The sequence below is a fragment of the Edaphobacillus lindanitolerans genome (assembly GCF_900156305.1).
GTDB lineage: Bacteria > Bacillota > Bacilli > Bacillales_A > Planococcaceae > Bhargavaea > Bhargavaea lindanitolerans.
Map to the genome: position 1 here is coordinate 155,866 of NZ_FTPL01000003.1, position 11,446 is coordinate 167,311.

The 11,446-nt window shown below is 47.7% G+C and carries 10 protein-coding genes; 7 read left to right on the top strand and 3 right to left on the bottom strand.

Going from position 1 to position 11,446, the window contains the following annotated elements; genetic code table 11:
• Positions 1–79 precede the first annotated feature (79 nt).
• The gene (locus B0B07_RS10130) at positions 80–1,573 is read right to left on the bottom strand and encodes a S1C family serine protease (RefSeq protein WP_076758700.1); all 1,494 of its coding nucleotides are present in this window, start codon (positions 1,571–1,573) and stop codon (positions 80–82) included.
• Positions 1,574–1,734: 161 nt separating this feature from the next.
• Between B0B07_RS10130 and B0B07_RS10135 the strand changes: the two genes are divergently transcribed.
• From B0B07_RS10135 to B0B07_RS15275, 3 genes are all read left to right on the top strand, one after another.
• Entirely contained in the window at positions 1,735–2,019 is a 285-nt protein-coding gene (locus tag B0B07_RS10135) for a DUF6509 family protein (protein ID WP_076758702.1), read from the top strand.
• Between the two features lie 220 nt (positions 2,020–2,239).
• Complete coding sequence (locus tag B0B07_RS10140) at positions 2,240–2,425, top strand: hypothetical protein (RefSeq protein WP_144264339.1); 186 nt, start codon at positions 2,240–2,242, stop codon at positions 2,423–2,425.
• 308 nt (positions 2,426–2,733) lie between these two features.
• Complete coding sequence (locus B0B07_RS15275; RefSeq protein ID WP_159438441.1) at positions 2,734–2,901, top strand: hypothetical protein; 168 nt, start codon at positions 2,734–2,736, stop codon at positions 2,899–2,901.
• Between the two features lie 45 nt (positions 2,902–2,946).
• Here B0B07_RS15275 and B0B07_RS10145 read toward each other — a convergent pair whose 3' ends face one another.
• On the bottom strand, positions 2,947–4,119 hold the full coding sequence (locus tag B0B07_RS10145) for a DNA cytosine methyltransferase (RefSeq protein WP_076758705.1): 1,173 nt from the start codon (positions 4,117–4,119) through the stop codon (positions 2,947–2,949).
• A gap of 107 nt (positions 4,120–4,226) precedes the next feature.
• On the opposite strand from B0B07_RS10145, the gene B0B07_RS10150 reads away from it, so the two are divergent.
• A complete protein-coding gene (locus B0B07_RS10150) occupies positions 4,227–5,165 on the top strand; it encodes a restriction endonuclease PLD domain-containing protein (RefSeq protein ID WP_076758706.1) in 939 nt (312 codons plus the stop codon).
• Here B0B07_RS10150 and B0B07_RS10155 read toward each other — a convergent pair.
• Positions 5,153–5,608 (bottom strand): very short patch repair endonuclease, encoded by a 456-nt coding sequence (locus B0B07_RS10155; RefSeq protein ID WP_076758708.1) that lies wholly within the window; start codon positions 5,606–5,608, stop codon positions 5,153–5,155. The genes B0B07_RS10150 and B0B07_RS10155 overlap by 13 nt on opposite strands.
• Before the next feature lie 99 nt (positions 5,609–5,707).
• Here B0B07_RS10155 and B0B07_RS10160 point away from each other — a divergent pair, with 99 nt between their 5' ends.
• Genes B0B07_RS10160 through B0B07_RS10170 form a run of 3 tightly spaced genes read left to right on the top strand, consistent with a single transcriptional unit; the run spans position 5,708 to position 11,441 of the window.
• The gene (locus B0B07_RS10160) at positions 5,708–8,458 is read left to right on the top strand and encodes a Z1 domain-containing protein (protein WP_076758709.1); all 2,751 of its coding nucleotides are present in this window, start codon (positions 5,708–5,710) and stop codon (positions 8,456–8,458) included.
• 2 nt (positions 8,459–8,460) lie between these two features.
• Positions 8,461–10,491 (top strand): hypothetical protein, encoded by a 2,031-nt coding sequence (locus B0B07_RS10165; protein WP_076758711.1) that lies wholly within the window; start codon positions 8,461–8,463, stop codon positions 10,489–10,491.
• Positions 10,492–10,493: 2 nt separating this feature from the next.
• On the top strand, positions 10,494–11,441 hold the full coding sequence (locus tag B0B07_RS10170) for a hypothetical protein (RefSeq protein WP_076758712.1): 948 nt from the start codon (positions 10,494–10,496) through the stop codon (positions 11,439–11,441).
• Positions 11,442–11,446: the final 5 nt, after the last annotated feature.

Genomic DNA, 11,446 nt, shown 5'->3' on the forward strand with positions numbered 1-11,446 from the left:
GAAGAATTTCTAGGGTATCCTCTCACACAAAACACCCGCCGCGGCTCAGTGCCGGCAGGCGGGTGTTCGTCTCGGTGCGTCAAGACTGGGTAGAAGGCTTGCTCGTTCCAAGGGTGACGCTGATTTCTTGTTTTTTGCCGTCACGGTAGAAGCTGACTGTTGCCTTGTCCCCGACTTTCAGTTCGGAATAAAGGAAGCGGCGGAGTTGCTGGCCATCTTCGATTTTCTCCCCGTTGATCTCCGTAATGACATCGCCTTCCTTGAGTCCGGCTTTCGCGGCGGCTGCGTCAGGATCTACACCGGCAACATAGACACCGGCAGAAACGTCATTCGGCAGCCCGTTCACATAGCCGCGGGGAATTTCGTTGACATTGTACATGGAGATTCCGATATACGGGCGCTCCACATGGCCTTCAGCCATCATTTCCTCCACAAGGGGCATGACGTCATTGGAAGGGATGGCGAATCCGAGTCCTTCAACGCCGGAACCGCCAATCTTCAGGCTGTTGATGCCGACGACTTCACCGTTCATGTTGATGAGCGCGCCGCCGGAGTTCCCCTGGTTGATTGCGGCATCTGTCTGGATGACGGACATTTCCCATTCGCCGGCGGATGTGTCGACGCTGATCGACCGGTCGACGGCACTGATGATGCCTTCCGTGACGGAACGGGAGAACTGCAGGCCGAGCGGGTTGCCGATCGCGACGACGGAGTCACCTGCCCGGAGAGCTTCGGAATCACCGAACTTGAGCGGTTTGGCATCAATCTTGTCTGCATCCACACTCACCACGGCCAGGTCGCTCAAAGCATCGGCACCGACGAGTTCTGCTTCGGCCCGTTCCCCGTTGGCCAGGGAGACTTCAAGCTTGGAGGCCCCTTCCACCACATGGTTGTTCGTGACGATATAAGCCTTGCCGTTGTCTTTCTTGATCAGTACGCCGGAACCGGTTGCGTATTCCACGTCTTTCCCGGAACCTTGCGAGAACGGATTTTGCTGCTGTTGCTGCTGGTAGTTCACAATCCCAAAAATCGAGCCGGATGCCTGTTCCACCATGTCGGCGAGTGATCCGTCTGATGAGACTTTCACCGGATTGGCAGTCTGTGATTCCGACTGGACAGAGGTCTTCGCCGGCTGGCTCGTCCCGGCCGGGTCCTCATGATCGAGGAACGGCACGGCAATCGCAAGGGTGAGCACCGAGCCGACCACACCGCCGCCGATTGTCTGCAGCCAGCCGAAACGCGAACGTCCTGGCTTGTCTGGCTTCGGTGAAGAACGCTTCACATTCACCGGTTCTCCGGCTGACGCCGGCCGGTACCCGCTTTCCGGACCCGCCGCACCCGGCATGTCGGCACGGTAGGACTCCTCGCGGCTGATTCTTCCTGGATCGGCCCCGCCTGCAGCCCCGGAAGACGGCTCTTCTTCGACGGGCTGGTTATCCATGCCCGCGACAGGCCCGGTCTGCTCGGCTTCCGAATCACCCGGAAGCCATTCCTCACGCCGGATATCCCGGCCTTCGTCTGTTGAATCATCCATATTACGTTCACGGTCATCCGATCCATTGTAATGGGTCATGGTCAGTTCCTCCTTGATGGCTTGTAAAAACAGGATACGAAACAGTTGTGAACAAACTATTAACAACACTTCGAAATAGAAAAAACTCTTTCAGGCGAGTCCGTCAGGCCCGGCTCGGGTATAATGAAGAGACGAATCCACGAACGAAAGGTTTTGAAGCAATGGACATCACAGGCCACACCGTCGAAAAACTCAACGACCCGACCGGCATCATCGAGGGCGACCGGTATGAATTCTTCCTGGACCTCGATATCGATGAAGAAGACGAGCTGTATACGGAAGGCGGCGTCAAGCTGCGCGTCCTGTACGCAGTTCAAGACGGCAGGAACCGGATCGCCGTCTACGATTTCATCGCGGCGGCCACCGGCCAAGTGCTCGGCTTTGCGCTGGAAGAAGACGAAGAGGAAGAGGTCAACGCCTATTGCAGTGCGCATCTGGAAGAGTGAGTGGGGTGAGTGACCCGCAGCGGACCGGACAACCGGTCCGTTTTTCCATTCCCGTCACTTTTCCCCGGGGCGCCCGCATGCAAACAAGGCCTGCCCGCATAGACTGAAGACATGAGGCTTTCAAATTAAATGAATATTTAGTATAATAGAGTCGGATAGGATGCAGTTCAGCCTCAGGTTCAAGTCGTCATCAGTCCCGAACAGGAAAGGGGTGAACAAGGTGATCCTGCGATTCGGCGACCCGGAAGAGATGAAGCGCCGCCGTGATCCCGATGAACATGCCATCTTGAACATGATCGATGAAGGCAGTCCGGTGACCGGCAACGTCGGAGCAGAATCGTTCCGCACCGCCCGGGAGAGAAACGGGTTCGGTGAGGACGAGCTCCGGAACATTACGTATCAGTGACAGAGAAAGGCCCCTGCGGATGCAACCTGCAGGGGCTTTCGTCATTCAATCCCTAAGTTTGGAAATTTCCGGAGCGGGAATGCGGATAAAGAATCCGCACACCGAGGAGGCGCCCATGTCACCGACGATCCTTACATTGATACTCCACGGCCACTTCCCGCATCTGCACAACCGCTTCCTCTTTTCCGTTCGATGGGCTTCAACTTTGTCGTCAACGACAGGGGCATCCGCAGTATCCACCGGGCCTACTATGACCGGTACGGACGTTCGCTGCTCGGCGCCGCCGTCCTCGCAGGCTGGCCATCGGCATGACCCACCGGATCGAAGCCATCTTCATCTCTCACATCAGCGCCTTCCTCGCCGGCGGCGTCATCATGAATGTCATGAAGGAAGAATTGCCGAAAGAGCGGCAGAGCAGTTTCCTGGCTTTCTTGATCGGCGTGGTGGGATATACGGGGATTTTGTTGGCGGTTTAAAAAACAACCTCCGTAAATCTCTTTCGGGAGGTTGTTTGCTTACACTCAAATATTAAAAACAAACTGTTTTTGATCCGGTGAAAGATCTTCAAACAATAATTTCTGTTTCTCTTTCAAAATCTCTACATCAAAGGAAGGATCAGTCGATTTGTAAGGTATGCCGGCGAAGGTTTTCAGAACAGCTTCAAATACAATTTGGGCACCCTGCGGCGGGACCGCCATTCCGATTTGTTTCCGTACAGCTTCCCGACTGCCAATAAAAACATAATCGTCAGGGAATGTCTGGAGTCTGGCACGTTCGCGGTTGGTCAGAGCCCGTAGCTCATTCCAATGATACATGTGCGTGCCGCCTCCACCGCTCCCTGTAACAGTATAAGAAGGACGCTTTGGATCAAGACGCTTATAGATAGAGCTCAACTTGGCGCCTTTAACTTTCAGCCTTAATTCTTCCGGGATATCAGCATGCCATGCATTTCCGCCGGGCGGGATATAGCTGAGCATTTTCTTGACTCTCTCCGTGTGTTTCGGCAATTCATTGTTGCTGGCATCCTCCGGGATCGGAGGATTGGTAATTGCATCGTAGGCCGTTTTGTAATCGGAAGGGTCCGTGACTAGCGGGGCAGGAACCTTAAATTCGATTCCCTCCTCGGCAAGGTCGTTCCGGATTCCTACCATGATAATGCGGTGCCTTGCTTGAGGGATCCCATATTCCTCGAACTTGTATAAATGGGGAGTTAGCGTATAGCCACAGTCTTGAAGTTCAAGTAAAATTTGAATAAAGGCTTGCCCCTCGTTTGCGCTTTGCAGGCCGCCGACATTTTCAGCAATGAAAAACTTGGGCTGGTATTCCCTTAAAACTTTGACACCATATGAATAGAGAGGGCCGAACTTTCCGTTCAGGCCATGCTTTTCCCCGACCTGACTGTAATCGTTGCATGGAAAGCCAAATGAAAAACAATCTATTTCTCCTAAAATGGACTTGTCCCCGATCGGCAGGTTTTCCACAGGTCCGCAATGAACCGAGGAGTCATCGGGATCACCGCAAATATTTTTCCCGAAGGTTGAGCAGGCATCAGGATCATAGTCGTTTGCCCATTTGTGCTCTATCCCCCAGTCTTTGAGAATCTCTCCGGAAGTAGGATCTTTGATTTTTGCCATCTTGGCACCGAGGCTTAGGCCCCCTGGCCCGCTGAAGAGTTCACCTTTTTTGAATATCATTTGAGATCTCCTTTAACCAGGTAATGAGAACTTATGTTCTTGCATACCCTTATAAAGCGATTTTACACTTATTCTTGGTCAAAATCCATAGATGGGAGCTAATTGTCGTGACAGTATATGAAACAGCTCTAAAACATGCTGTCCTAGAGCAGCCTTACAAGAAGGGAAGACGCCGCCTTTCTGTTTTAACCGGCTATGCATCTCCTCCGTTCATTGAGGATCTGCTGGTAAACATGCCGGAGTTACAGCTTGAAGTGGTCATAGGCATGGCTAGGCTTGATCCGATTACTCTTTGGAACCATAGACAATTCAAGCGATTGGCAAGGGAGAATGAGCGCTTGTCTATTAAGTACTTTGTCGGCGACAAGCCTATACATTCAAAGATCTATTTTTGGCATCCGGAGAATGGGGATCCGGAACTTGTTTTTGTTGGCTCCGCAAATTTAACCAGAAACGGCTTCATCAATTTTCGGGAAGTCCTCGCGTCTGTAAAAATGGCCAATCCCTTGGACTTGATAAATGAAGATGATTTGGCAGACTGTTCAAGTGAAGTTGTCATAAATGAAGTAGATTTTGCTTACTCAAGCGGCGGAGAGAAAATTAATGTGCAGCGGTTGAAGAGGGAAATTGACGGGAAGCCTTACGTCGATCTCCCTTTGGTCCGAAATAGCAGGGGAGTCAGAACAGTTCCCGAAAAGAGTGGCTTGAATTGGGGACAAAGAGAAGGAAGAGACCCTGACCAGGCGTATATCCGGGTTCCCGCCGAAGTGTATAGCAAAGCTGACTTTTTCCCGCCGCGAGGGGAAAGGTTTACAGTCATCACTGATGATGGCGAGAGCTTTATTTGCATAAGGGCGCAAGAAAACGGTAAAGCCATCCAGACGTCAGAGTCCAACAAATTGATGGGACTTTACTTTAGAAAGCGGCTTGGGCTTAATAGCGGAGAACGTGTGAGAATTGATGACATTGACAGATACGGGAGGGATAGTGTCAGGATTTATAAGATTGATGATGAAACGTTTTACATGGACTATTATTCAGACTGAGCAGCCGTTCGGCTGCCCGGTCTTTTTTCTGCGTCTTTTGCATGCTGAATGAATTTAAATGTTTCTTCCACGGAATTATCAAAGTTTTTCCTAACTTCATGTTCCCAAATCCTTTTGATATGCCACCCGTTGTTCTTATAGAACGTGGTAACCTCGTGGTCTCTCTTGACGTTCCGTGTGATCTTGGCATCCCAGAATTCCTGGTTGCTTTTAGGGCGAGTAAAATGAATAGGACATTTATGCCAGAAACAGGAGTCAATAAAAATAACGACTTTATATTTTTGGATCGAAATATCGGGATTTCCGAAAAGCTTTCTTACATTCCTTCTAAATCGGACGCCTTTGTTCCATAGTGCCCTAGAGAATTCCGACTCGATTTTGGAGACAGAACGTATGGCAGACATATTTTTGCTCCGTTGTTCTTTTGTAATTTTATCGGGCATGGATAACTCCTCCTATGGCCGTAAAAATAGTTATGCTTATCATTACCCAAATTTATGTTAAAATAATTCCAACATATATAAGGGGAGGATTTTGGCTCCATGGCGGATTATTCTTCTACAAAATACGATGAAAAAAGAAATGCAATCAGAAACATGAAGGACATGGGAAGAGATTGGGCTTATATATATAGTTACGGTAAAAACAATGACGAAGAGCTACAGCAAATGCTCGATTTCATTTATGAAACCGGAAACTTTGATTACACAATTCGTGCAGATGAATGGAAAGAAATCGTAACAGAACAAAAAGAAATTGAAGAAAAGGCCAGGCAGGTTGTCATGGTGTCAGGCGGTGTGGAACAGGGGTCTCTGGAAGTGCCCAAGCATGAGAAGAGTTCCTGGCAGCTGTACAAGCAAAAGTTGAGGAGTCAGAATTTTAGCGCAGATGCAATCCGTGAATTGGAAGAGTCGACTCTGGCGATTCTGAGAAAGCTCAGCCAGGATACAACGGATACCGGTCCGAGAAAAGGCCTGATGATCGGACATGTTCAGTCCGGAAAGACTGCGAGCATGGCAGGTTTAATGGCGATGGCTGCTGACCATGGGTGGAATATGTTTATTATTCTATCGGGTATTATTGAAAACCTTAGGGTGCAGACGGCTGACCGTCTCGTGAATGACCTAACATACAGAACTGGAAATTTGAGTTGGAGAGCATTGAATCATCTTTCCATCAAATCACCCCTCTCTGACAAGACACAATCGCTGTCCTTCGACCAATTCTCGAGAGATAGATATTTCACTGTCTGTCTTAAAAACAAAACTCGTCTAAACAATCTGGCCAAATGGTTGTACGAAGATAAAAATAAGCTTACTCAAATGAAAATCCTTGTAATAGACGATGAAGCGGATCAGGCAGGAATCAATACTGCAAATATTGACTCGGATGATAGAACGGCTATTAATTCCGAGATTCTTAATTTGGTTGAAGGACCTGACGAAGTTAATGCAGGGGCCATGAATTATATCAGCTATACAGCTACACCTTATGCAAACGTGCTTAACGAAGCCGGAGATAGGACCTTGTATCCAAAGGACTTTATTGGATTGCTCCCTACTTCCACAGAATACTTTGGGCCCAAACAAATCTTTGGGGCAGAAGGAACACAGTACGAGGGCTTGGATATAATTCGAATGGTTGACGAAGAAGAAATTCGTCAGATTAATGAGATGCAAAAAGAAAACATGGTATTTCGTATGACTCCGGGACTCAAGGATGCAGTTGCCTGGTTTCTGTGTTCAGTCGCAATGATGCGACACAACGGACATAAAAAGCCGATCAGCATGCTAATTCATACGAGCCACTTAACCGAGGTCCATGGGAAAATGGCTGAATTGATATCAACGTGGCTTAGCGGTATGACAGACAAGGAACTTCTGAATGTCTGCCGTGATATCTATCATCGGGAATGCGGAAGATTTACGGTGGAGGATCTTTACGACTCGTTTGAGGATTACTCCGTGAGCAGAAATAAGATCAATAATTATCCGCCTTTTGAAAAACTTGAGTCTGAAATCCTTGAACTTAAAAAGCTAAGCCATATAAAGCTCGGAGATGATGATACCTTGGAGTATCACGAAGGTGTTCACCTGTGTATTGATAACTGCAGATTCAACAAAACAGAAGATGAGAGTTTTGTGAGACTGGCGTATCCGGATAAGCGCAAGCTTGAAAAAATGGATAAAGCCCCCGCATTTCTGATAGTCGGTGGCAACACATTGAGCAGAGGATTGACACTCGAGGGTCTTGTCAGCACATATTTTCTGAGAGTGGGAAGACAGGCTGATACACTAATGCAAATGGGCAGGTGGTTCGGCTACCGGCATGGCTATGAACTTTACCAACGTATTTGGATGACAGAAGATACTCGGGAAAAGTTCGCCTTTTTGGCAACGCTTGAAGAGGAACTGCGTAGCGATCTTAAGACGTATAAGGACACCGGGGCATCACCTGAGGAATACGGACTCAGAATTAAAAACTCTCCAAAGGTATCCTGGATGAGAATTACCGGAGCGAACCGGAGCCAAGGAGCAGTAATGACAAATTGGGACTTCAGCGGTACTTCCAATCAAACAGTAACGTTTAACATTGATGAAGAAGTATTGAAACATAACATTCAAGTGGCTGAGGATTTGTTGGACTCGCTCCCTTCTCCCACGACGAGTCCATTAAATAAATCATCTTTGGTATGGAAAAATGTAGATTTTAATCTCATAAAGGAAAAGTTCTTTAGCAAATACTCGGTCAGTAAGAATGCCACTGCCCTTAATGACATGTCAGTTTTCTGTGAATGGTATGAAGGGGTTCAAGATGAGATCGGTTTCCGAGGCTGGACTGTGGTATTGGGCGGCACCAAGAATAAAGAGTCATCATGGGATATTGGAGGCAACAAGGTCGGTAAAGTTGTGCGGAAGGTTAGAAATAATAAAGAAGAAGGATCAGTAAGTTTAGGGGTATTAAGAGCCCCTGCAGATCTCTATGCAGACTTTACCGAGGACGACTTGGTTAAAGCGGGGATAAATTCCTCGAATCTACCTATTTCCAACAGTGAGGTTAATGCCAACAGAGAGCTTGTGGGGCTAGGAAAGACGCCTATGCTGATCATTTACCGAATCAATAAGGATAAATTATATAAAGATGATCAAACGCCTAAAAGAAAAATTGCCGAAGATCTGGTCGGCATCAGTGTTGTAGTGCCTGGAGCCAAGACCGGAAAAAGCTTTGCAAAACGCTTGATAATCGACATTGATCGCTTCGTGAATAGTACGGGTACGGATGTGGAGGAATAAGCATGAAGATCGAAATCGCAAAACATGAACGAATGTCAGAGAGCGGCAGTTCGCTTCTTCGATTGATTCAGAATGAGGATATGCCGCTGCTGGATCTTTTGATAAGAGAGGCGGTGCAAAACAGCCTGGATGCCGGAAAATCCGATGCCGGTCATGTAAACGTCGATATCGGAGTAAAACGATTCGAAGCGGGAAAACTTGCAGAAGAAATGGAAGGAATCAAAGAAACCCTGACTCGGCGATACCCCGGAGAATTTTACAGCTGCATTTACGTGGAAGATTCAAATACTTCCGGGCTTACAGGGCCCCTTTCCGTTAAAGACGTAGTAGATAATGACTTCGGAAACTTTCAAAAGCTTGTCTATGAGATCAGCAAGCCCCAAAGGCAGGAAGGTGCCGGCGGGTCCTGGGGACTTGGCAAAACTATTTATTTCAGGCTGGGTATTGGCTTGGTGTTTTATTATACAAGGATTCAAAAAGAGGATGGAACATATGAGCATCGGCTTGCTGCAACGATGGTAGAAAACGAGGAGGAAGAGCATTCCATCATTCCTCCGGCAGGCGATCTGCCAAAGCGTGGAATCGCTTGGTGGGGTTCAGATGCAGGAGACGGCAGTACACTGCCTATAACAAACGGGGATGAGATTAAGAAGGTGCTGGATATCTTCGGCATTGAATTATTTTCCGGCAAGCAGACTGGTACAAAGATCATAATTCCATTCACCGATGAAGAAGAGCTTCTGCGCAAGACCATAGTGGAGGGAGAACCTGCATACTGGTGGAATGAATCTATTGAGGATTATCTGAAAGTCTCATTCCAGCGGTGGTACGCCCCCAGAATGGACAACCAAAAATATAAGTACGGAAATTACTTGAAGGCAAGTGTAAACAAAGAAGAGATAACAAGAGACCGGATGGAGATTGTTTTCAAAGCCTTGCAGGATCTTTACAATTCCGGCGCCGGAGTACAGCCTGCGAGGAGCTCTTACAGTGAAAAGATAAAGACAGAAAAAATCCCAATCCGTAAAGACTTCGTTGACACCGATGCCGGAGGAGTGGCGTTTGTTAAGCTGTCCATGACAGATCTTGAAATGCTTCCGCCCAATAACAATCCAAGTCCTTATGCATTTTTAAATATCCACGATAAAGCAGAGGCGGGAAATTATCCGGTGATCTGCTATACAAGAAAGCCCGGAATGATTGTAAACTATGAAACCAGCGGGCAATGGCTGATCAATGTAGAAAACACCGGAGGAAACGAATATCTGCTTGCGATCTATGTCCCAAACTCGGAACTTAAAATGAAAAGTTCATCGGAAATGGCGGACTTAGAGTCCTATCTGAGAAAAGGAGAAAAGGCAGACCATACTGCGTGGTTTGATATCCAGCTGGGGGGACAGCGGACAAATATTGTTGACCGTATCAGAAAAGGTGTTTCAAAGAGAGTTGCAGAAGGCTCAAATCTAATCGAGAAGAAAACAGTCAGCAAAAAGTCGCGGCTTGGTTCGATTTTGGGCCGTCAGCTCATGCCGCCATCAAACTTTGGTAAAAAGGCGTCAGGAGGAGGCGGCGGCACCGGTGGCGGCGGCACCGGAGGAAACAGCAGAAAAACCGGTTTTGTTCTTTCACCTGATGTTATATATGAAAATGATCATATTGTCCTGTCATTCGAACTCTTTATGAAAAAACCTGTTGTGGAATGCACGATTGAACTGAATGTCAGTTCTGAAACAGGTCTGATCAAAGGCAGGGCATGGGAGCAAGAGATCATACAGAAGAAGTTCCCGTTCGAGATTGCCAAGATCGCTAATGTTACCGTAAACGGTAAGGAAGAGGCGGTTCTGTCCGGAAAGGGCGGCGGAGAGTCCAGCGTCATTTCCGAGATTATCCGGACGGATGGTTTTAACACGCCAATTGGTTTTATTGTTGCCAGAGGATCCGGGGATTCGATTACCGTAACGGGAGAAATTAAAATCTTGAAGCTGGAGGAAGGTCTTGAATTGGCCATTACTCCGCATTTCACGGAGGCATGAGCATGCAAAATACAATTCAGCTATACCGCTCCCTCAATGAAAAAGTTCTTAAACGAATCGGCTTTCAGGAGGACCATGTTTCATTTTTCTATACGGCAGAGGAGGGAGAGGAAAAAGAGTTCTTCCTTGCGGAAGAGGAGGACAGCAAGCCGGATGTTTTCTTGGTTAATGACAAAGAAGGAATATGGGATCCGAATACTCATAACTTGAAGGTCCGGCAAACGGTAAGTATCGAAAATCCAATCTTTCTGTTTGGGAACGGCGGGGTTGCTGCAATGGACTCGCGTCTGGGTATTGCATTGAGCTGGCAGTCCCGTTCCAGTGCACGTCGAGGCATTAGACCAGTTCTCAGTTTTGATGCGGATTCAATATCACCAATCAACGTTGACTTGGGGATTAATTTCGAATCCAATCTTTTGCGAGGAACAGTTGAGATCGATACAGTCATTTATCTTCAACGAGCAGGCTCCGGGAATGCCCCCGGCTATGCGACAAAGCCTGGAACAATATTGGGTGTGCTGGACAGCAAAACGTTGCACATAGACGGGGAAGGATCTGAATTTCCGATTGTGGAGGTTGAAGACCCTGCAATGCCGCTTTGGTGGGTAGAATGTAATTGGACAGATCCGATGACGGAGCCGTTTAACCAGGAGAATATCCGAATTTATCTAAACCTTAAACACCGGTTTACAAAAGAGCTAAATCTTAAAGGCGGAATCGGTCAGTCCCCTTTGCTTTTGGAGATCCTGGCATCGTCTTTCCAGATCATCATCGAGCGGCTGAAGCAAGGAGAGGACTGGACAGATATTATGACCGGCCAGGGTTTTGAGAAGGGATCAATCGGGGAAGCTATTTTCTACTTTACAAATACATTTGAATGGGATACTTCCAGCCCTGAAAAACTTGCCAAGTCAATCAGGGCAGACTTATATGGCAGATTCGGGGGGTAGGAGAC